Annotated in this window: 17 protein-coding genes and 1 pseudogene; 4 read left to right on the top strand and 14 right to left on the bottom strand. The window is 72.6% G+C overall.

Going from position 1 to position 21,478, the window contains the following annotated elements; all coding sequences use genetic code 11:
• Window position 1: 1 nt before the first annotated feature.
• Entirely contained in the window at window positions 2-907 is a 906-nt protein-coding gene (locus NS331_RS08805; RefSeq protein WP_058641629.1) for a LysR family transcriptional regulator, read from the bottom strand.
• 277 nt (window positions 908-1,184) lie between these two features.
• Between NS331_RS08805 and NS331_RS08800 the strand changes: the two genes are divergently transcribed.
• Window positions 1,185-1,937: a sulfite exporter TauE/SafE family protein gene (locus NS331_RS08800; protein ID WP_058641628.1), complete on the top strand. Its 753-nt coding sequence runs from the start codon at window positions 1,185-1,187 to the stop codon at window positions 1,935-1,937.
• Between the two features lie 200 nt (window positions 1,938-2,137).
• Here NS331_RS08800 and NS331_RS08795 read toward each other — a convergent pair whose 3' ends face one another.
• The 12 genes and pseudogenes from NS331_RS08795 to NS331_RS08740 form a co-directional block, all read right to left on the bottom strand.
• The gene (locus tag NS331_RS08795; protein ID WP_058641627.1) at window positions 2,138-2,602 is read right to left on the bottom strand and encodes an NUDIX domain-containing protein; all 465 of its coding nucleotides are present in this window, start codon (window positions 2,600-2,602) and stop codon (window positions 2,138-2,140) included.
• Between the two features lie 5 nt (window positions 2,603-2,607).
• Window positions 2,608-3,054, bottom strand: coding sequence for a GatB/YqeY domain-containing protein (locus NS331_RS08790; protein WP_058641626.1), 447 nt, complete (start codon window positions 3,052-3,054; stop codon window positions 2,608-2,610).
• Between the two features lie 200 nt (window positions 3,055-3,254).
• Complete coding sequence (rpsU, locus tag NS331_RS08785) at window positions 3,255-3,467, bottom strand: 30S ribosomal protein S21 (protein WP_007833691.1); 213 nt, start codon at window positions 3,465-3,467, stop codon at window positions 3,255-3,257.
• A 136-nt stretch (window positions 3,468-3,603) separates the two neighbouring features.
• The gene (locus tag NS331_RS08780) at window positions 3,604-4,830 is read right to left on the bottom strand and encodes a BaiN/RdsA family NAD(P)/FAD-dependent oxidoreductase (protein ID WP_058641625.1); all 1,227 of its coding nucleotides are present in this window, start codon (window positions 4,828-4,830) and stop codon (window positions 3,604-3,606) included.
• 136 nt (window positions 4,831-4,966) lie between these two features.
• Window positions 4,967-5,779: a uroporphyrinogen-III C-methyltransferase gene (cobA, locus tag NS331_RS08775; protein ID WP_058641624.1), complete on the bottom strand. Its 813-nt coding sequence runs from the start codon at window positions 5,777-5,779 to the stop codon at window positions 4,967-4,969.
• The gene (gene ybiB / locus NS331_RS08770) at window positions 5,776-6,684 is read right to left on the bottom strand and encodes a DNA-binding protein YbiB (RefSeq protein ID WP_058641623.1); all 909 of its coding nucleotides are present in this window, start codon (window positions 6,682-6,684) and stop codon (window positions 5,776-5,778) included. The genes cobA and ybiB overlap by 4 nt, the downstream gene beginning before the upstream one ends.
• A gap of 47 nt (window positions 6,685-6,731) precedes the next feature.
• On the bottom strand, window positions 6,732-9,569 hold the full coding sequence (locus NS331_RS08765; protein WP_058641622.1) for a nitrate reductase: 2,838 nt from the start codon (window positions 9,567-9,569) through the stop codon (window positions 6,732-6,734).
• Between the two features lie 7 nt (window positions 9,570-9,576).
• A pseudogene (locus NS331_RS08760) lies at window positions 9,577-10,776 on the bottom strand (NAD(P)/FAD-dependent oxidoreductase); the annotation flags it as partial.
• Window positions 10,777-10,814: 38 nt separating this feature from the next.
• Window positions 10,815-11,645 (bottom strand): ABC transporter ATP-binding protein, encoded by an 831-nt coding sequence (locus NS331_RS08755; protein ID WP_058641621.1) that lies wholly within the window; start codon window positions 11,643-11,645, stop codon window positions 10,815-10,817.
• Window positions 11,642-12,565 (bottom strand): nitrate ABC transporter permease, encoded by a 924-nt coding sequence (gene ntrB / locus NS331_RS08750; RefSeq protein WP_058641620.1) that lies wholly within the window; start codon window positions 12,563-12,565, stop codon window positions 11,642-11,644. Before ntrB ends, NS331_RS08755 begins: the two co-directional genes overlap by 4 nt.
• Before the next feature lie 32 nt (window positions 12,566-12,597).
• Window positions 12,598-13,845, bottom strand: a complete 1,248-nt coding sequence (locus tag NS331_RS08745; RefSeq protein WP_058641619.1) for a CmpA/NrtA family ABC transporter substrate-binding protein — start codon at window positions 13,843-13,845, stop codon at window positions 12,598-12,600.
• A gap of 403 nt (window positions 13,846-14,248) precedes the next feature.
• Window positions 14,249-15,508: a nitrate regulatory protein gene (locus NS331_RS08740; protein WP_058641618.1), complete on the bottom strand. Its 1,260-nt coding sequence runs from the start codon at window positions 15,506-15,508 to the stop codon at window positions 14,249-14,251.
• 182 nt (window positions 15,509-15,690) lie between these two features.
• Here NS331_RS08740 and tsaD point away from each other — a divergent pair, with 182 nt between their 5' ends.
• On the top strand, window positions 15,691-16,749 hold the full coding sequence (tsaD, locus tag NS331_RS08735) for a tRNA (adenosine(37)-N6)-threonylcarbamoyltransferase complex transferase subunit TsaD (RefSeq protein ID WP_058641617.1): 1,059 nt from the start codon (window positions 15,691-15,693) through the stop codon (window positions 16,747-16,749).
• Here tsaD and NS331_RS08730 read toward each other — a convergent pair.
• Window positions 16,691-17,755, bottom strand: coding sequence for a LacI family DNA-binding transcriptional regulator (locus tag NS331_RS08730; RefSeq protein ID WP_058641616.1), 1,065 nt, complete (start codon window positions 17,753-17,755; stop codon window positions 16,691-16,693). The two genes, tsaD and NS331_RS08730, sit on opposite strands and share 59 nt — an antisense overlap.
• Before the next feature lie 186 nt (window positions 17,756-17,941).
• Here NS331_RS08730 and ptsP point away from each other — a divergent pair, with 186 nt between their 5' ends.
• Window positions 17,942-20,497 carry a phosphoenolpyruvate--protein phosphotransferase gene (ptsP, locus tag NS331_RS08725; protein ID WP_058641615.1) on the top strand — a complete coding sequence of 852 codons (2,556 nt, stop codon included), beginning with the start codon at window positions 17,942-17,944 and terminating at the stop codon, window positions 20,495-20,497.
• Window positions 20,494-21,462 carry a 1-phosphofructokinase family hexose kinase gene (locus NS331_RS08720; RefSeq protein ID WP_058641614.1) on the top strand — a complete coding sequence of 323 codons (969 nt, stop codon included), beginning with the start codon at window positions 20,494-20,496 and terminating at the stop codon, window positions 21,460-21,462. Before ptsP ends, NS331_RS08720 begins: the two co-directional genes overlap by 4 nt.
• The last annotated feature ends 16 nt before the right edge of the window (window positions 21,463-21,478 follow it).

Below are 21,478 nucleotides of genomic sequence, written 5' to 3'. Positions count from 1 at the left end.
TTCACGCGGCGCGCGTCGGCGCAGGCACGGCCGTGAGGTGCGCGAGCAGTGCCCGCGCCTGCGGCGGCAGCGCCGCTTCGTCGCGCACGCAGGCCCGCAGTTCGCGGCCCGCCCATTCGTCGGACAGAGGCACGCGCGAGAGTGACATCGCGCGCGCGCATCGCGCTGCCGCCGTCTGGGGCACGATGCCGGCGCCGATCCCCTGCGCCGCCATGCGGCACACCGCGTCGAAGCTGCGCACCCGCACCCGGTAGCGCGGCTGCAGGCCCGCCGCGCGCGCCTGGCAGGCGATGTGCTCCTGCAGCGGATTGCCGACGGCCAGGCCCACCAGTTCGGCATCGCCCAGTTCCGCCAGCGCGGCGCGCCGGCGCCGGGCCAGGGCATGGCCACGCGGCAGCACCAGGACGAGGTCGTCGCGCCGGAAGGCGTGGTGCGCCAGGCCGCCAAAGTCGGCGAGTTGAGACGCGATGCCGATGTCCGCCAGACCGGCGCGCACCGCATCGGCCACGTCGGTGCTGGCGCGCTCGTCCAGGTCCACCGAGACCTGCGGATGCGCCGCCAGGAAGTCGGCCAGGGGACCGGGCAGGTGCTCCATGAGCGCCGCGGTGTTGGCCAGCAGGCGCACCCGGCTGCGCAGGCCCTGGCCGTGCTCGGCCATCTCGCCGTACAGGCACTGCATCTGCGCCTGAACCGTGCGCGCATGGTGCAGCAGCGTGCGGCCGGCTTCGGTGGGCGTGACGCCGGCCGCATGCCGCTGCAGCAGCGGACCGCCCAGCGCCTGCTCCATGCCGCGCACCCGCTGGCTGGCCGAGGCCAGCGTCATGTGGGCCCGCGTCGCGCCGTGCGTGAGGCTGCCGGCCTCCACCACGTGGATGAAGAGGCGCAGGTCGGTGAGGTCGAATCGCATGGGGGCAAGGTAGCACGCGGGGCGGTGCGCCGCGCGGATTCGCGGCAGCGTGGGTTGGATCTGCGCAGGTCCATTCCGCCCTGGCTCTGGCGTGCATCGGCCGATGCTTCTCTTCGGTGGCCAGGGCTCAGTTTCGGCCATAGGCGCCTGCGCCTTTTCCGCATTGGCGCCGCGCAGCGCCGGCGCCAGACTCGCGGGCTTCCGCAGCTGCTGCGCTTTCCTCAAGACCCCATGCCCACCCCCGTATCCAACAAAGGGCTGCCACCGGGCGCACGCCATGGCCGTTGACGCCGCTGCGCTTCCGACCTGGGCGCTGACCGCCGGCGTCTTCGTGCTGGCCGGTGCGGTCAAGGGGCTGCTCGGCCTGGGCCTGCCCACCGTGTCGATGGCGCTGCTCGCGCTGTGGATGCCCCAGGCCCAGGCCGCGGCCCTGCTGGTGCTGCCGTCGCTGGTGACCAACCTGTGGCAGGCCGGCCCCTGGCGCGCGGCCATGGCGCTGCTGCGTCGCACGGCCGGCCTGCAGATCGGCCTAGCCGCCGGCACGCTGGGCGGGCTGGCCGTCTGGGGGCCGCCAGCCGGCCGCATCGGCGGGCTGCTGCTGGGTCTGGCGCTGATCGCCTATGCCGGCTGGGGCCTGGCGGGACGCGCAGGCACGCTGACGCCGCGGCAGGCGCGCCGCGCCGGCCCCATCGTGGGCGTGCTGACCGGCCTGCTCACGGCGCTCACCGGCGTGTTCGTGATGCCGGTGGTGCCCTACCTGCAGAGCCTCGGGCTGGATCGACCAGCGCTGATGCGGGCGATGGGGCTGTCGTTCAGCACCTGCACGCTGGCGCTGGGCATCGGGCTGGGCGGGTCGTCCGGAATGGTGGGTGCGGACGTCGGCTGGGCCTCGGTGGCGATGCTGGCGCCGGCCTGGCTGGGCATGGCGCTGGGACAGCGGCTGCAGGCGCGCATGCCCGTGACGCTGTTCCGCCGCTGCTTCTTCGCCGCGCTGGCGCTGCTCGGCGGCTGGATGGTGCTGCGCGCCTGAGGCGGCCGTCGTTCATGCCGGTGATCCACGGCGCTGAGTGCCACCCGCAGGGAACTAAACCGGTGCCGCTTTTCCGATCGAAGGGCCGCGGCGCAGGCCATGCCAGTGCACCCGCGGAACGGGCTTGGCCCGGCCGCCGGATGCGCCCCTCGAGGGGGATTGGACTGCCACACGCAGTGAGGAAGGCCAAACGGGGTGGGCTATTTCCTGCCGAGTGCCTGCCAGACCCGCTCGATGGCCTGCCGATAGGGCAGGGTGAAGCCGTCCAGCAACTCGCCCTCGCTCAGCCAGCGGAAGTCGAACACCAGGCCGTCCTCTTCCGGACTGCCGTGCGCCGTGTGTTCGAAGCGCTCGGGCAGCGGCACGTCGATGCGCATCAGGAACAGGTGCCACAGCTGCTCGTGCGTGTGGTCGTTGCCCTCGTGGCCGGCGTCGCAGTGCCGCAGCAGCGTGCCGAGCGGTTCGAGCGGCCCGTCGAAGTGAAGGCCGGATTCCTCCAGCAGCTCGCGCCGCACCGCGTCCTCCGGCGATTCCCCGGGCTCGATGGTGCCCTTGACCAGCTGCATGCCGCGGTCGCCCGGATGGTGGAAGACCAGCAGCCGGCCGCGCGCGTCCACCACGCAGGCGCAGGCCTTGCCGATGGGGTCGGCGACCGGCGTGTCCATGCCGGTCAGCCGGCGAGGGCGGCCTTGACGGCGGCGCTGACCTGGCCCATCTCGGCCTTGCCGGCCAAGCGCTGCTTGGCGGCGCCCATCACCTTGCCCATGTCGCCGGGGCCGCTGGCGCCCAGCTCGGCCACGATGGCCTTCACTTCGGCAGCGATCTCGTCGGCGTCCAGGCGCTGGGGCAGGTAGGCCTCGAGCACGGCGATCTCGGCGGCCTCCTTGTCGGCCAGCTCGGTGCGGCCGGCCTGGGTGAAGGCGGTGATCGAGTCCTTGCGCTGCTTGATCATCTTGTCGATGACGCCGACCACCGCGGCATCGTCCAGCTCGATGCGCTCGTCCACTTCCTTCTGCTTCATGGCAGCCAGCAGCAGGCGGATGGTGGCCAGGCGCTCGGCTTCCTTGGCGCGCATGGCGGTCTTCATGTCTTCGGTGATGCGGGCCTTGAGGCTCATGGTGCGTCCTTGCTGCAGGGGAATGGAGGAAGAGGGCGGCGCGCTCCCCGTGGCGTGCGGCCCGGGCCCGTGGTTCGGGCGGTGTCGCGCCGGCTAGCGGCGCACGGCAAAAACGAAAGCCGCGGCAGGTTTCCCCGGCGCGGCTTGCTTCATGCGCGACCGGCGGCGTCGAGGACGTGCCGGCGTTGCCTGCGGATCGATCAGTACAGCTTCTTGGGCAGCTGCATGCTGCGCACGCGCTTGTAGTGGCGCTTGACGGCCGCGGCCTTCTTGCGCTTGCGCTCGGCGGTCGGCTTTTCGTAGAACTCGCGGGCGCGCAGGTCGGTCAGCAGGCCGAGCTTTTCGATGGTGCGCTTGAAACGGCGCAGCGCGACGTCGAAGGGCTCGTTTTCTTTAACGCGGATGGTGGTCATTGATTCAAAGAGATGTTGAATGTGACCAGGGAAGATCGAGGCCCCCGGCCGGTGGTCCTCAACTCGAAAGATTCTGCGGCCCGCTGAGGGGTAGGCCAAAGTTAGCCGGCTAATGTAGCAGGTTCGCACGGTGCTTTCAAGCTGTGCCTGCCCGCAGCGCCTGCGCGCAGGCATGGGCGCTGGCCCAGGCCCACTGGAAGTTGTAGCCGCCCAGCCAGCCGGTCACGTCCACCGTCTCGCCGATGAAGAACAGGCCGGGCTGGCGGGCGGCTTCCATCGTCTGTGACGACAGCTCGCGCGTGTCCACCCCGCCGGCCGTGACCTCGGCCTTCTTGTAGCCCTCGGTACCGTCGGGCACCAGCGGCCAGCGGCTGACGCGCTCGGCCAGGCGGGCCAGCGACTTGTCGGCGGCCTCGTTGATGGGGCGCTGCAGGCCGGGATCCTCGGCGGTCCACGCATCGGCCAGGCGCGCGGGCACCAGTGCCGCCAGTTCGTTGGCCACCCGCTTGCGCGAGTCGCGCTTGGCCTCGGTGAGGCGCGCCTGCACGTCGGTGCCGGGCGCGAAGTCCAGCGTCAGCGGCGTCCCGGGCTGCCAGTAGCTGGAGATCTGCAGGATGGCCGGGCCCGACAGCCCGCGGTGGGTGAACAGCAGGTCCTCGTCGAAACGCATGCGCGCCTTGCCGCTGCCGGTGCTGATGGCCACGGGCAGCGCCAGGCCGGCCAACTGCGCGTAGGGCGCCCAGGCCTGGCCGCCGAAGGTCAGCGGCACCAGCGCAGGCCGCGGGGGGACGGTGCGCAGGCCGAACTGCGCCGCGATGCGCCAGCCGAAGTCGGTGGCACCGATCTGCGGGATGGCCAGACCGCCGGTGGCGACGACCAGCTGCGGCGCCTCCACCGGCCCGCGTGCGGTCTGCAGGCGGTAGCGGCCGGCTTCGGCGTCGAACGCCACCGACTGCACGGCGCAGGGCTGCCAGCGCTCGACGTGGCCGTCGGCGCATTCGGCCAGCAGCAGGTCGATGATCTGCTGCGAGGGGCCGTCGCAGAAGAGCTGGCCCTTGTGCTTCTCGTGCCAGGCGATGCCGTGGCGGTCGACCAGCGCGATGAAGTCGGCGGGCGTGTAGCGGGCCAGGGCCGAGCGGCAGAAATGCGGGTTCTCGCCCAGGTAGTGGCGCTGGGGTGCGCGCGGGTCCAGCTCGCGGTTGGTGAAGTTGCAGCGGCCGCCGCCGGAGATGCGGATCTTCTCGGCCACGCGCTCGGCGTGGTCGATCAGCAGCACCCGCAGGCCGCGCTGGCCGGCCTGGGCCGCGCAGAAAAGTCCGGCGGCGCCGGCACCGATGACGATGGCGTCGAAGTGGGAGGACATGGGGCGCGCAGTATCCGTTGCCCGGGCGGGGCGGCAGTCCGTCCGGCTTTCGCGCCCGAGCTGAGCGGGGCCTGCCTGATGCCCTCGCCGATGCCGCCTGGTGCGCAGTGCCCCGGGCCAGGACGACCGGCCTGGCTCAGGTCCCGAAGCGCGAGGACGCCGGTGCGCCCGCCGCTGCCATGCCGCGCAGCACATCCCCCACCACGATGATGGACGGGCTGCCCAGCCCGCTCGCCGCCAAGTCGGCGACCAGGGTGCCCAGCGTGGCGACGAGCTGCCGCTGGTGCGGCAGGCTGGCATGCTGCACCACCGCCACCGGCGTGCCCGCCGGCAGGCCGCCAGCCAGCAACTGCTGCTGGATGTGGCTCGCGCCGGCCACGCCCATGTAGATGACCAGCGTCAGCCGCGCGTCGCGGGCCGTGGCGGCCAGGGCGGCCCAGTCGGTGCTGTCATGGCGGGCGCCGTCGGCCGTGCCGGTCTTGGCATGGCCGGTGACGAACACCACGCCCGCCGCATGGTCGCGGTGGGTCAGGGGCACGCCCAGGGCCGTCACGGCGGCCAGGCCGGCGGTGATGCCGTTGACCACCTCGCAGGGGATGCCGGCCTCGCGCAGGTGCTCGACCTCCTCGCCGCCGCGGCCGAAGACGAAGGGGTCGCCGCCCTTGAGGCGCACAACCGTCTCGCCCTCCTGCACGGCCGCGATCATCAGCTTCTCGATGAAGGCCTGCGGCGTGCTCTTGCAGCCGCCGCGCTTGCCCACGTGCACGATGCGCGCGTCGGGCCTGGCCCATTGCAGGATCTCGTCGTTGACCAGGTCGTCCACCAGCAGCACGGTGGCGGCCTGGACGGCCTTCACGGCCTTGAGCGTGAGCAGTTCCGGATCGCCTGGCCCGGCGCCGACCAGGGTGCAGCGGCCGAGCGGGCGGGAAGAGGTCGTGGGCGTGTTCATGCGTGTGCAGCCAGTTGGCGGATGTGCGCGACCTGGGCGGCGATCGCGTCGGGAAGGGGGAGGTCGCCCGCCAGCACGCGGCGGGTGTAGTCGGCGGTGACGGCGGCGCCGAGGTCTTCGGGCAGGCCCGGGATCTCGGCCAGCGTGCCCGGCTGCTGCGTCTGCAGCGCCTGCCGCTGGCCGCGCACGAAGCCTTCGATCTGCAGGGTGCGGCGCGGGTCCACCACCACCTCGCCCTCCAGGCCGCGCGACAGCATGGCCGTCATGCCCAGCAGCTCGAAGAGCTCGGTCATCACCGTGCCGAAGGCCGGATGGGTGTAGCTGCCGACGACCACGGCCGGTCCGGCCACCGGCTGCATCAGCTTGACCACGCTGTGGCCCGCGTTGCGCAGGCCCACCACGCGGCGCACCTCCAGCAGGCGCTTGAGGCCGGGGTGCAGCAGGCCCGTGTCGACCACGGCGATCTCGCCGGCGCCGAGTGGCGCCAGCGCGGTGGCCTCGGCGTGGCCGAGCTCGGCCAGGACTTCGGTGGCGGTGACGCGGCTGCTTTCGGTGCGGCTGCCGTGCACCAGCACCGGCAGGCCTTCGCGCGCCAGCAGCAGGGCCAGCAGTGGGGTGAGCACCGGCAGCCGGCGCGCGCCGTTGTAGCTGGGCAGCACGATCACCGGGCCGGCGCTGCTGCCGACGCAGGCCAGCCGCGCATGGGTGGCGTCGAGAAAACCGGCCATCTCCTGCGTGGTCTCGCCCTTGACGCGCATGGCCAGGCAGAAGGCGCCGATCTCCAGGTCGGTGACGCTGCCGTCCAGCACCTGGCCGAAGAGGTCCGCCGCCTGTTCGCGGGCGAGGGGCTTCGCGCCGCGGGCGCCGCGGCCGATGTCCTTGATGTAATGCGCAATGCTTCCCATGGGTGCTCGAATTGTCCTGCAGGGCTTATGCCGGATTCGCGCCCGGCTTATGCCGCCCGGCGGTGCAGGCGCACGGGTGTCTCCCGCACCATGCGCCGCAGTTCGGGCACGCAGGAGCCGCAGTTGGTGCCGCAGCGCAGCGCCTGCTGCAGGCCGGCGAGGCGCTCGGCCTCGCTGCCCTCGCAGGCGGCCAGGTGCCCGGCGATGTCCTGCTCGGGCACGCCGAAGCAGTTGCACACGGTCTTGCCGCGCGACACCACCGCCACCGGCGGCGTAGATTGGTAGGAGAGCAGGCGGCGGCCGAAGTCCTGCGCCGGCAGGCGGTCCTGCAGCAGGGTCTTGAGCCAGCCTTCGGCGCGGGTGTCGCCGGCCAGCAGCACGGCGCGCACGTGGGCCAGCTCGCCGTCGCGCCGCAGCCGCACCGCACGGCGGTGGCCGCGGGCCGGGTCGGCATAGCGCAGGGCCTGGCCGTCGTCCAGGCCGAGCAGGGCCTCGATGCGGTCGACCAGCGCAGCCGGCGGCGGCGTCTCGGCGGCGGCACGCAGCAGCACGCCGACCTCGCCGCCCGCCGCGCCTTCGTCGCCGAAGGGCACGCAGCTGACGAAGCGCAGCCCGCCGGCCGCGGCACGCAGGGCCTGGCGCGCGGCCAGGGCGCGCTCGGCCGGCAGCCAGGCGATGCCCAGCAGCGTCCAGGGCAGCGCGAGCCGGCGGATGCGCACGGCGGCGTGCTTGAGTTCCGGCTGCTTGGAGGTGGGGCAGAAGGCCGGCGTGGTCAGCGCATTGACGCCGGCCAGGGCCTGGCCGCGCGCATCGCGGCCACCCAGGAATTCCTCGCCCCAGTGCATGGCAACGAAGGTCTGCGCCGGCGCCAGCGTGGCATCGGGCTGCACCGGCAGCACCGCGCTGCCGCGGCGCGAGGCGACGTCGACCAGGTCGCCGGCGGCCAGGCCTTCGCGGGCCATGTCATGCGGCGCCATCTGCAGGGCCGGCTCGGCGACGTGGCCGAACAGCCGGCCCAGCGTGCCGGTGCGGCTCATGCCGTGCCACTGGTCGCGCAGGCGGCCGGTGTTCAGGGCATAGGGCCAGTCGGCATCGCGCGTTTCGGCCAGCGGCCGCCAGGGCTCGGCGCTGAAGCGGGCGCGGCCGTCGGGCGTGGCGAACACGCCGTCCTGGTACAGGCGCGGCGTGCCGGCCGGCTGGCCGGCGGGCATCGGCCACTGCTGCGGGCCGAGCTGGTCCAGCAGGGCGTAGGAGAGGCCCGTGATGTCCAGGTCGCGGCCGGCGGTGGTGGCGCGGTGCTCGTTCCAGACCTGCTCGGGCGAGTGGTAGAGCAGCAGTTCCGGCCGCGGCGGGGCCACGCCGCGCAGCGCCAGGCGTGCCTGCAGCCGCTGGCCGAAGTCGGCCGCGATGGCCCAGTCGTGCCGCGCCTCGCCCGGCGCCGGCACGGCGGGCCGCACGCGCGAGATGCGCCGTTCGCTGTTGGTGACGGTGCCGTCCTTCTCGCCCCAGGTGGTGGCGGGCAGCAGCAGGTCGGCGAAGGCGGCGGTGGCGGTGGTGGCGTAGGCCTCCTGCAGCACGACGAATTCGCAGCGTTCCAGCGCGCGGCGCACCAGCGCCTGGTCGGGCATGGACTGGGCGGGATTGGTGCAGGCGATCCACAGCGCCCGCACCCGGCCCTCGGCCGCGGCGCGGAACATCTCGATGGCACTCAGGCCCGGTGTCGCCGGGATCGCGGGCACGCCCCAGAAGGCGGCGACCTCGGCCCGGTGCGCGGCATTGGCCATGTCCCGGTGGGCCGGCAGCAGGTTCGACAGGCCACCCACCTCGCGCCCGCCCATGGCATTGGGCTGGCCGGTCAGCGAGAAGGGCCCCGCGCCCGGCCGGCCGATCTGGCCGGTGGCCAGGTGCAGGCCGATCAGCGCGGCGTTCTTGTCGGTACCGTGCGAGGACTGGTTCAGCCCCATGCAGTAGAGGCTGAGCGTCGGCGCGCGCCGCGCCGCATCGCCGCTGCCGCCGGTGGCGAAGAGCCGCGCGGCCTGCACGATGTCGGCCACGGGCAGGCCGCAGACCTCGCCGGCGCGCTCGGGCGTGCAGTCCCGCACCGTGTCGCGCAGGGCCTCGAAGCCCTGGGTGTGGGCGGCGATGAAGGCCTCGTCGGCCCAGCCCTCGCGCAGCATCACGTGCAGCATGGCGTGGAAGAGCATCACGTCGCTGCCCGGCTGCAGCGGCAGGTGCAGGTCGGCGAACTCGGCGGTGTCGGTGCGGCGCGGGTCGGCCACCACGATCTTCATGGCCGGGTTGGCGCGCTTCGCGTCCTCGATGCGGCGGAAGAAGATGGGATGGGCCCAGGCCGCATTGCTGCCGGCGATGAACAGGCAGCCGGCGTCCTTCACATCGTCGTAGCAGGCGGGCGGGGCGTCGGCGCCGAGCGTCTTCTTGTAGCCGGCCACGGCGCTGCTCATGCACAGGCGCGAATTGGTGTCCAGGTTGTTGGTGCCGACGAGGCCCTTGGCCAGCTTGTTGAAGACGTAGTAGTCCTCGGTGAGCAGCTGGCCCGACAGGTAGAAGCCCACGGCGTCGGGGCCGTCCTCGGCGATCACGCGGGCGAAGCGTTCGGCGGCCTCGTCCAGGGCCTCGTCCCAGCCGATGGCCTGCGTCTCGGCGCCGCGGGCGGGCCGCCGCGCCGGTGCCAGCAGCCGCGCCTGGCCGGCGATGGCGGGCGCAGCCGTCAGGTGCAGCGTGCTGCCCTTCGTGCACAGGCGGCCGAAGTTGGCGGGATGCGCCGGGTCGCCCCGCACGCCGGTGATGCGCGCGCCCTCGGTCTGGATGAGCACCCCGCAGCCGACGCCGCAGTAGGGGCAGGTGGATCGCGTTTCTTCAGCCATGGGCGGGCTCCCCGAAGATCAGCTGCTCGCGCAGCCCGGCCACGCTGCGGCCTTCGCGCAGCAGGTCCAGGTACCAGCTGCCGCCCTCGGCGTCGCCGTACAGGCAGGCGCCGACCAGCCGCTCGTCCTTGAGCACCAGCTTGCGGTAGACGCCGCTTTGCGGATCGCGCAGCACCAGTTGCTCGGTCCCGTCGCCGCCCATGAAGTCGCCGGCCGACAGCAGCTCGATGCCGGTCACCTTGAGCTTGGCCGACACGGTGCTGCCCACGTAGCGGCCGATGCCCAGCTGCGCCAGGTGGTTGGCGGCCACGCGGCCCTGCTCGAACAGCGGCGCCACCAGGCCGTAGGCCACGCCGCGGTGCTGGGCGCATTCGCCCACGGCGTAGATGCGGCCATCGGTCACCGTCTGCAGCGTGTCGCTGACCACGATGCCGCGCTCGCAGTGCAGGCGCATCTGCTGCGCCAGGGCTATGTTCGGGCGGATGCCGAGGGCCATCACCACCAAATCCGCCGGCAGTTCGCTGCCGTCGGCCAGGCGCACGGCGCACACCCGGCCCTGGCCGTCGTCCCGCAGCGCTTCGGTCTGCGCGCCCAGGCGGAACTGCAGCCCCTGGACTTCCAGCGACTGCTGCAGCAGCGCGGCGGCCTCGGCGTCCAGTTGGCGCTCCATCAGCCAGTCGTTGCGGTGCACCACCGTCACCGCCATGCCGCGCCGCGCCAGGCCGCTGGCGGCCTCCAGGCCCAGCACGCCGCCGCCGATCACCACCGCGTGGCGATGGCTGCGGGCGGCCTCGATCATGGTCTCGGTGTCGGCGATGTCACGGTGGGCGACCACGCCCTGCAGGTCTGCGCCGGGCACTGGCAGCATGACCGGCCGCGAGCCGGTGGCCAGCAGCAGGCGGTCGTAGGGCGCCTCGGTGCCGTCGTCGGCCCGCACCACGCGCCGGGCGCGGTCCACCTGCACGACGGTGCGGCCGGCATGCAGGGTGATGCCCTGCTCGCGGTACCAGTCCCAGTCGTTCAGCACGATGTCCTGCAGGTCCTGCTCGCCGGCCAGTACCGGCGACAGCAGGATGCGGTTGTAGTGCGGATGCGGCTCGGCGCCGAAGACGGTGATGTCGTAGAGCCCGGGCGCGATGGCCAGCAGTTCCTGCACGGTGCGCATGCCGGCCATGCCATTGCCGATCACCACCAATTTCTGCCGCATCCTCGCCTCCTGCGTGCCGTGTTCCAGTGCGGCGGCCCTCAGGCTGCCTGCTTTTCCACGTGCCCCTGGCGGGTGTAGAGGAAGTCGATCACCGCCTTGCGGTAGTGCACGTAGTCGCGGTCCTCGGCCAGCTCGACGCGGTTGCGCGGGCGGGGCAGGTCGACCGACAGCACCTCGCCGATGGTGGCGGCCGGGCCGTTGGTCATCATCACGATCTTGTCGGACAGCAGCACCGCCTCGTCCACGTCATGCGTGACCATGACGACCGTGCTCTGCGTCTTCTGCACGATGGCCAGCAACTCGTCCTGCAGCTTGGCGCGGGTCAGGGCGTCGAGGGCGCCGAAGGGCTCGTCCATCAGCAGCACCTTGGGTTCCATGGCCAGGGCGCGGGCGATGCCCACGCGCTGCTTCATGCCGCCGGAGATCTCGCCGGGGCGCTTGCTTGTCGCAGGCGTGAGGCCGACCAGTGCCAGCGCGTCGGTGGTGCGCTGGCGCAACTGCGACTTGGATTCGGCGCCGCCGAAGACGCGCTCCACGCCCAGGTGGATGTTCTCGAAGCAGGTCAGCCAGGGCAGCAGCGAATGGTTCTGGAACACCACCGCACGCTCGGGGCCGGGGCCGGCGATTTCCTTGTTGGCGCACAGCAGCACGCCCTGCGTGGGCCGGGTCAGGCCGGCGATCAGGTTCAGCAGCGTGCTCTTGCCGCAGCCGGAGTGGCCGATCAGCGCCACGAACTCGCCCTTGGCCACGGTCAGGTCGATGCCCTGCAGCGCGACGAAGCGGCCCTTGGGCGTCTTGAAGGCCTGTTCGACGCCCTGGATCTGGATGAACTTGGCGTCGGCGGCGGAGGTGGAAACGGCGGTGTTCACGACTTGACCTCTTCGAAGGTGAATGCGGTGGCGAGCTTGACCAGGGCCATTTCCAGCAGCAGGCCCACGATGCCGATCACGAAGATGGCGATGATGATGTTCTTGACGTTCAGGTTGTTCCACTCGTCCCACACCCAGAAGCCGATGCCGACACCGCCGGTCAGCATCTCGGCGGCCACGATCACCAGCCAGGCGGTGCCGACGGCCAGGCGCACGCCGGTGAGCATGTAGGGCAGCACGGCGGGGAAGAGGATGCGGGTGAGGATCTTCCATTCCGACAGGTCCAGCACGCGGGCCACGTTCATGTAGTCCTGCGGCACGCGCTGCACGCCCACGGCGGTGTTGATGACCATCGGCCAGATCGAGCAGATGAAGATGGTCCAGATGGCGGCCGGGTTGGCGCCCTTGAATACCAGCAGGCCGATGGGCAGCCAGGCCAGCGGCGACACCGGGCGCAGCAGGCTGATCAGCGGGTTGAACATGCGCGCCAGGAACACCGAGCGGCCGACGGCGAAGCCGGCCGGAATGCCCACCAGTGCCGCCAGGCCGAAGCCGACCGCCACGCGCTGCAGCGAGGCCAGCACGTTCCAGCCCACGCCCTGGTCGTTGGGGCCGTTGCTGTAGAACGGATCGGCGAAGACGGTGACGGCCTGCGTCCAGGTCTCGGCCGGGCCCGGGAAGCTGCCGCCGCTGCGCGCGGCCACCAGCTCCCACACCAGCAGCAGCAGGCCGAAACCCAGCAGCGGCGGGACGATGCGCAGCCACAGGCCGCTGAAGTCGCGCGGGGCGCGCGCGGCCTTGACCGGCCTGGTGGGCGCGGCGGATGCGGCGGCGGCCGGCGCTTTGGCGTGCGCATGCACGGGCGCAGTCGGGGCCGCGCTGTCGGCCTCGCGCGGAAGATGGAAGACGGCGGCAACCATGGTGAAGGGCTCCTGGTGGGGGGTGTCCGGCCTCAGGCGCGGACCTTGAACGAATCGGCGTACTTGGCCGGCTCCTTGCCGTCCCACACCACGCCGTCGATGAGCTTGCTGCTGCGCATCGGGCTGGCCGGCACGGGCGTCTTGGTGGCGGCGGCGGCCTGCTTGTAGATGTCGATGCGGTTGATCTCGGTGGCCACCTTCAGGTAGTCCGGATGCTCCTTCAGCAGGCCCCAGCGCTTGTGCTGGGTGAGGAACCACATGCCGTCCGACAGGTAGGGGAAGTTCACCGCGCCGTCGTTGTAGAACTTCATGTAGTTCGGGTCGTCCCAGGTCTTGCCCAGGCCGTTCTGGTAGCGGCCCAGGATGCGCTGGTTGATGGCGTCCACGCTGGTGTTGACGTAGCTCTTCTCGGCGATGGTCTCGGCCATCTTGTTCTTGTTCGAGAGGCCGCCGTCGATCCACTTGCCGGCCTCCAGGATGGCGGCCGTCACGGCGCGGGCGGTGTTGGGGTACTTCTTGACGAAGTCGGCCGAAGTGCCCAGCACCTTTTCCGGATGGTCCTTCCAGATGTCCTGCGTGGTCACGGCCGTGATGCCGATGCCGTCCATGATGGCGCGGTGGCCCCAGGGCTCGCCGACGCAGAAGCCGTCCATGTTGCCCACGCGCATGTTGGCCACCATCTGCGGCGGCGGCACCACGATGGACTTGGCGTCCTTCATCGGGTTGATGCCGTTGGCCGCCAGCCAGTAGTAGAGCCACATGGCGTGCGTGCCGGTGGGGAAGGTCTGGGCGAAGGTGTATTCGCGCTTCTCGGCGGCCATCAGCTTGGCCAGCGAGGCGCCGTCCACCGCACCCTTGTCGGCCAGCTTCTTCGACAGCGTGATGGCCTGGCCGTTGTTGTTGAGGGTCATGAGCACGGCCATGTCCTTCTTGGGGCCGCCGATGCCCAGGTGCACGCCGTACACCAGGCCGTAGAGCACGTGGGCGAAGTCCAGCTCGCCGTTGACCAGCTTGTCGCGCACGCCGGCCCAGCTGGCTTCCTTGCTGGGGACGATCTTCACGCCGTACTTCTTGTCGATGCCCAGCACCGAGGCCATGACCACGCTGGCGCAGTCGGTCAGCGGGATGAAGCCGATCTTGACCTCCTCCTTCTCGGGCTTGTCCGAGCCCTGGGCCCAGACGCAGGCGCGCAGGGCGGGGTCGATGGCGAGGGCGCTGGCAGCGGCGGCCTGCAGCACGCGGCGGCGGCTCAGCGGGGCGGGGCGGTGGGCGTCGGTCATGGGCGGACTCCAGGGCAGGAATGGCAGGGAAATGAAAAACAAAAAAGGCGTCCTCGCCGCGCCGGCCCCATCGCATGCGGTGCATGCCATGGGGCCAGCGGGTGAGGACGCCTTTGTCCTGAGTCCGGCCTGCCGTGCCCGCCTTTGGGCGCCGCCTGCCGGACGACCGTTTCCGGTCTGTGCGCAGGAGTACGCAAGCGGTGTGCCAGGGAGAGCGCGAGGGGCGGCCGGATGTGATCTGTCAGAGGGGAAACAGCCGGAAGCCGCGCGCTGGGCCCACTGCCGCAGCGGTGTCCGCGCGTCCCGTATGCGCCATGGACGTGCACTGCGCATTGCTGCTGTGCACCAAAAGCAGCATCGGCGCGTGCGTCGGCGTGGGGGCCGCGTCGCCGGCGGCGACGGTTCAGCGCGGGGCGTTGCCGCCCAGCGGCAGGAAGTCGGCCATGGCCAGCACCGACTCGGCCACGTCCACCAGGCGGCGGTTCTGGTTCATGGCGGTCTGGCGCAGCATCTTGTGCGCCTCTTCCTCGCTGAGCTTGCGATGGGCCATCAGCAGGCCCTTGGCGCGCTCGACCACCTTGCGCTCGTTGAGCGAGGCGCGCACCGTCTGCAACTCGTCGCTCATGGCCTGCAGGCGGCGCGACTGCTCCTGCACCATCTGCAGCACCGAGCGCTCCAGGTTGCGGCCGTAGCCGGTGCCCGGTGCCTCGGCCGCGTCGGCGGCGGGCTCGGCGAAGAAGTCGCCCGGCGTCACGGCCTGGGCCTGCAGCGCCTCGTAGCGCTGCAGCTCGGCGCGGGCCTGCTCGATCTTGCGGCCGCACAGGGCGCGCAGCTCGCGCGCCAGGCCGTCTTCGATGGCCTGCATGGCGTCGATGCGCCGGGTGCAGCCCTCGAACCACTGCGGGCCCAGGTTCGCGTCCAGCACCGTGCCGGCCGGCGAGGTGCAGCCGATGCGGCGCAGCCGCTCCAGTTCGGCCAGCTGGGCCGGCGCCTGGCTGGCCTGCCACTGGCTGCGCAGGGACTCGTCGCTGAACTCGCAGAACAGGCCGAAGCAACGCTCCTGCGATTCGATCAGGTGCAGCCACTGCTGGCGCTGGGCGTCGTCGTTGCCGCCGCGCAGGAAGGCGGCGGCGCCGAAGGCGCGCTCCTGGCCGGCGAATTCCTTGCCCTGCATGAAATTGAACATGGCCACCAGCCAGCGCGAGATGTCGGGATCGGTGGCGCCGTCGGCGGCCTCGAAGACCACGGCCAGCAGGCCGGCGATCAGCTTCACGAAGGCAGCGGTCGCCAGGTCGGGGCCGACGGCCAGGGCCTCGATGCGCGTGCGCAGGGCGGGCAGGGCGTCCAGGCCCTGCAGCACGTAGGCGACGCGCGGAAAGAGCCGCGCGCCGCCGGCCAGCCGGCGCGAATCGCCCAGCAGCGGGTCGAGGGCGGCGCGCACCCGGGCCTCTTCGCGGCCGCTCTCGGCGGCCTGTGCGGTGCGTTCGGCGGCGAAGCGCTGGCCGCCCGAGCCCAGGAAGACGTTGGTCAGGCCCCGCTCGCGCTGCAGCGCATGCACCAGCCGGCCGATGGTGCCGACCAGTTCGCTGGTGCGGGCGAGCTGGTCGAGCTCGTCGATCTCGCAACGGCGGGCGGCGATCAGGAAGCCGAGGCTGGTCGTCATGGGGCGGGGACTGTGGGAATGTGCGGCAGGCGGGGGGCGAGAGCATGCCGCAAATTCCATGCCCCTCGGCCGGGACGTTCACGTTTTTTTGCGATGGCCGCCTGCGCCGCCCGGCGGCCGCGCCGCAGGGACAAGACGGGTGCCGGCCGGCCCGGCCGCGGCCCGGCGCCTACACTGCCGCGATGCGCATCCTGGGCATCGAATCCTCCTGCGACGAAACGGGCGTGGCCCTGGTCGAGACCCTGGCCGACGGCCGCGTGCCGCGCCTGGCGGCCCATGCCCTGCACAGCCAGATCGCCATGCACCAGGCCTACGGCGGCGTGGTGCCCGAGCTGGCCAGCCGCGACCACATCCGCCGCGTGCTGCCGCTGACCGAAGCCGTGCTCACCGAGGCCGGCTGCACGCGCGCCGACATCGACGTGGTCGCCTTCACCCGCGGCCCCGGCCTGGCCGGCGCGCTGCTGGTGGGCGCGGGCGTGGCCTGCGCCCTGGGCGCGGCGCTCGGCAAGCCGGTGCTGGGCGTGCACCACCTCGAAGGGCACCTGCTGTCGCCCTTCCTCAGCGCCGACCCACCGGAATTTCCCTTCGTGGCGCTGCTGGTGTCCGGCGGCCACACGCAGCTGATGCGGGTGGAGGGCGTGGGCCGCTACGAACTACTGGGCGAGACCATCGACGATGCCGCCGGCGAGGCCTTCGACAAGAGCGCCAAGCTGATGGGCCTGCCCTATCCCGGCGGGCCGTGGCTGTCGAAGCTGGCCGAGGGCGGCGACGCCCAGGCTTTCAAGCTGCCGCGGCCGCTGATGCACAGCGGCGACCTGGATTTCTCCTTCGCCGGCCTCAAGACGGCCGTGCTCACGCAGACGAAGAAGGTGGGCACCGAGCTGGAGGCGCGCAAGGCCGACCTGGCGGCCTCGACCCAGGCGGCCATCGTCGAGGTGCTGGTGCGCAAGTCGCTCGCGGCGCTGGAGCGCACCGGGCTCAAGCGCCTGGTGGTGGCCGGCGGCGTGGGCGCCAACAGGCTGCTGCGCGAGCAGCTGAATGCCGCCTGCGCCCGGCGCAAGGTGCGCGTGCACTACCCGGAACTGGCCCTGTGCACCGACAACGGCGCCATGATCGCCCTGGCCGCGGCCATGCGCATCCAGGCCGGCCTGTCGCAGCCGGCGGCGCACTACGCCTTCGACGTCAGGCCGCGCTGGCCGCTGGATGCAGCGGCCGCGCCGGCGCCGCTGCCGGCGGCCTGAACGCGCTGGAGCCACGCACCAGCAGCTCGCCTTCCAGCACGATGCGCCGCGGCGGCCGGCCGGGTTCGGCCATGCGCTGCAGCAGCAGCTCGGCGGCGGTGCGCCCGATGTCGGCGGTGGGCTGGGCCATCACAGTGACGGCGGGTTCGGGCAGGGTGGTCCAGTCGTTGTTGTCGAAGCCGGCGACGGCCACGTCTGCCGGCATGGCCAGGCCCGCCTCGCGCACGGCCTTCCAGGCTCCCAGGAGAAGAAGACCGTTGGTGGCGAGCAGCGCGTCCGGGCGCTCGGCCTGGGCCAGCAGTGCGGCGGCGGCCGCCTGGCCCTCGGCCGCCAGCGGGCGCAGGGCCACCACCTGGGGCACAAGGCCGGCCTCGCGCATGGCGGCCTCGTAGCCGGCCTGCCGCTCGCGGCCGGTGCTGCTGCGCGAGCCGGCCAGCAGGGCGATGCGGCGGCAGCCCTGCGCGATCAGGTGCTCGGTCAGGCGGCGGGCGGCGGGCGCGTTGTCCAGCAGCACCAGGTCGCTGGGCGTGCTGCTCTCGGGCGCCCGGTCGACCATCACCACCGGAAAGGGGTGCTGCCCCGCGCGGAAACGGCGCGTCAACTCCAGCGTGGGCGACAGGATCACGCCGCTGGCCTGCTCGTCCGCCATCAGCTCCAGGTAGGACTGCTCCTTGGCCGGGTCTTCGTCGCTGTTGCACAGGATCAGGCGCAGGCCATGGCGGTAGGCGATGTCTTCCACCGCGCGGCTGATCTCGGTGAAGAAGGGGTTGCGGATGTCCGAGACGATCAGCCCGATCAGCGAGGCCCGCTGCTGCCGCAGCCGCCGCGCGGCCAGGTTGGGCCGGTAGCCCAGTTCGTCGATGGCCTGCTGCACGCGCTGGCGCAGGTCGGGCCGCACCGCCTCGGGATGGCTCAGCACCCGCGAGACGGTGGTCGTGGAGGCGCCGGCGCGTTCGGCGACGTCCTTGATGCTGGGACTGTGGCGGTGGGGCAGGGGCTGCGTCATGGCGCTGACTGGAATCGATACCAGAATTTTGCATTCGGACGTGGCTTCGGCGTGACGGGTTCCCCGGTTTCGGCATCGGTGTTTACCCTTGATTCAGGCGGAAAAGCGGTCTGGATGGTGGACAGCGGGCGGCCCGCTTCGATAATTCCGCTATTGGTATCGATTCCAAAATTTTCAGGAGACGGTATGGATCTACCCGTGCAAGTCCAACTCGCCGCCACGGTCGCCGACCGTGAGGGCGCCATTCGCGCTGCCGGCGCGCTGCTGGTCCAGGCCGGCTTCTGCGACCCCGCCTATGCCGACAGCCTGCTGCGGCGCGAGCAGGTCGCCACCACCTACATGGGCCGCGGCCTGGCCGTGCCGCATGGCATGGTGGAAGACAAGGGCCTGGTGCGCCGCACCGGCCTGGCGGTGGTGCAGGTGCCGGGCGGCGTCGCCTGGGACGCACCCGACCACCGCGTGACGCTGGTGGTGGCCGTGGCCGCCGCCTCCGACCAGCACATCGCCGTGCTGCGCCGCCTGACGCGCCTGATGGCCGACGGCCAGCGGCTGGAAGCGCTGGCCGCCACCACCGATGCCGACCAGATCGTCGCCGCGCTCACTCGCGACGGTGCGGCGCCCGTCGCCACCGCCGTGCCCGAGGACCTGCCGATGGCGCAGGACGTGGTGCTCGACTATCCCAACGGCCTGCACGCCCGACCCGCCACGCAGTGGGCCCAGGTGGCCTCGCGCTTCCTGGCCGAGCTGCGGGTGCGCCACGGCGACACCGTGGCCGACGCGCGCAGCATGCCCGCGCTGCTGGGCCTGGGCGCGGGCCGCGGCGCGCGCCTGCGCATCTCGGCCGCCGGCCCGGACGCCCAGCAGGCGCTGGCCGCCCTCAAGGACGTGATCGTGCGGCTGGCGCAGGACGAGCAGCGCCAGGCCGAGCAGGCCGCCGCGCGCGCGAAGCAGGCCCATGGCCTGGGCCGCGAACTGGCCGGCTGGGCGCCCGAGGCGCGCCAGCACATCGGCGGCATCGCCGCCAGCCCGGGCCTGGTGATCGGCACCCTGGTGATGGCCGAGGCGCCCGCGCTCGAGGTGGCCGACCAGCCCGCCCAGGGCGTGGCCGCCGCCGCCGCGGCCCTCGACGCGGCGCTGGCCGCCGCCGAGGCCGAGCTGATCGACCTGGCCGACGGCGCCCGCCGCAAGAACGCCGCCGAGCAGGCCGGCATCTTCGAGGCGCACCGCCAGATCCTGGCCCATCCCGAACTGCTGCGCGACGCCACGCGGCTGGTGGTGCAGGGCCACGGCGCCGCCTGGTCCTGGCGCCATGCGCTGGCCGGCCACGTGGCGGCCCAGCGCGCCGTGGCCGATCCGGTGCTGGCCGCCCGCGCCGCCGACCTGCAGGACGTGGGCGACCGCGTGCTGCGCCTGCTGGTGGGTGATGCCGGTGCCGCGCAGGACCCGTCCCGCTGGCCCGCCGACAGCCTGCTGCTGGCCGACGACCTGTCGCCCTCGGTCACGGCGCAGATCGACGTGCAGCGCGTCAAGGGCTTCTGCACCGCCCGCGGTGGCCCGACGGCGCACACCGCCATCCTGGCGCGCGCCCTGGGCCTGCCGGCCGTCGTGGCCGCCGGCCCGGCCGTGCTGGCGGCCCGCAGCGGCGAGCGCGCCATCCTCGACGGCTACCGCGGCCAGCTGCACATCGGCCCCAGCGACGAGGCGCTGGCCCAGGCCCAGGCCATGATCGACCGCCTGGCCCGCCGCCAGGCCGAGGAGGCCCGCAGTCGCCTGCAGCCCGTGACGACGCTGGACGGCCACGGCCTGGAGATCGCCGCCAACGTCAACAAGCCCGAACAGGTGGCCAAGGCGCTGGATCAGGGCGCCGAAAGCGTGGGCCTGATGCGCACCGAATTCCTCTTCCTGGAGCGCGACCACGTGCCCGACGAGGAGGAGCAGTTCGTCGTCTACCGCGACATGGTGCGCGCCCTGGGCGGCCGGCCGCTGATCGTGCGCACGCTGGACATCGGCGGCGACAAGCAGGTGCCGCACCTCGACCTGCCGGTGGAGGAGAACCCCTTCCTCGGCCTGCGCGGCGCCCGCCTGTGCCTGGCCCGCGACGACCTGATGCTGCCCCAGCTGCGCGCCCTGGTGCGCGCCGCGCAGGAAGGGCCGCTGTCGCTGATGTTCCCCATGATCAGCACCCTCGACGAGGTGCGCCGCCTGCGCGAACGCCTGGCCGAGGTGCAGCAGTCGCTGGGCCTGGCGCCCGAGCAGGGCGGCCGGCGCATTCCGGTGGGCATCATGATCGAGGTGCCCTCGGCGGCCATGATGGCCGACCGCCTGGCGGCGCACGTGGACTTCTTCTCCATCGGCACCAACGACCTGACGCAGTACGCGCTGGCGGTGGACCGCCAGCATCCGCAGCTGGCCACCATGGCCGACAGCCTGCATCCGGCCGTGCTGCGTCTCGTCGCGCAGACCGTCGACGGTGCGCGCCGCCACGGCCGCTGGGTCGGCGTGTGCGGCGGCCTGGCCGGCGAACCGCTGGGCGCCGCCCTGCTGGCCGGCCTGGGCGTGCAGGAACTGAGCATGAGCGTGGGCGACATCGCCGGCGTCAAGGCCCTGCTGCGCCGCCACAGCCTGGCCGAGCTGCAGGCGCTGGCCAAGGCCGCGCTGGACATGGACGACGGCGACGCCGTGCGCGCCCTGGCCGCCCAGCTGCGCGACACCGCGCCGGCCGGCGACGAGGTGGCGGCATGACGGCCGCCGCCATGCAGCTGATCACGGTCACGCCCAACCCGGCCATTGACCACACCGTCTCGCTCGATGCGCTGGTGCCCGGCGCCGTGCACCGCGCGCGCGCCGAGCAGTTCGAGGCCGGCGGCAAGGGCATCGGCGTGGCGGCCGTCGCCGCGGCGCTGGGCCTGCGCACGGCGGCCTCGGGCTGGCTGGGCGACCAGAACCCGCAGCTGTTCGAGCGCGCCTTCGCCGAGCGCGGCATCGCCGACGCCATGGTGCGCGTGCCGGGCCGCACCCGCACCAACATCAAGCTGGCCGACGCCGAGCGGGGCGACAGCACCGACATCAACCTGGCCGGCATCGCCTTCGACGCCGAATCGACCGCGCAGGCCGAGGCCGCGCTGCTGGCGCGCCTCGAACCGCTGGTGGCCGAAGGCACCTGGTGCACCCTGGCCGGCAGCCTGCCGCCCGGTGTGGGCGTGGACAGCCTGCTGCGCCTGGCCGCGGCGCTGCGCGCCCGCGGCGCCCGGCTGATGGTGGACACCGGCGGCAAGGTGCTGGCCCAGCTGCTCGACCGGCTGCCGGCGGCGCCCGACTTCCTCAAGCCCAACCGCGCCGAGCTGGAAGAGCTGGTCGGCCAGCCGCTATCCGGCACGGCCGAAGTGGCCCAAGCCGCGCTGGCGCTGCGTGCGCGCGGCATTGGCCACGTGGTCGTCTCGCTGGGCGGCGACGGCGCCGTCATCGCGGGCGAGGGCGGCTGCTGGCTGGCCCTGCCGCCGCGTGTACCGGTGGCCACCACCGTCGGCGCCGGCGATGCACTGGTGGCCGGCACGCTGGCGGCGCTGGTCGAAGGTCGCGTGTTCCCCGAGGCCGCCGTCTTCGGCATGGCCTGCGCCGCCGCCCGCATCCAGCGCATCGCACCTGGGCTGCCGCCGCGGGCCGAGATCGAGGCGCTGGCCGCGCGCATCGTGCTGCAGCCGCTCTGACCGAAGTGCCGGGCCG

The organism is Pseudacidovorax intermedius, assembly GCF_001476815.1.
GTDB classification, from domain to species: Bacteria; Pseudomonadota; Gammaproteobacteria; order Burkholderiales; family Burkholderiaceae_C; genus Xenophilus; species Xenophilus intermedius_A.
The sequence above is the reverse complement of the archived record's forward strand: the minus strand, read 5'-3'. Positions and strand labels throughout refer to the sequence as shown.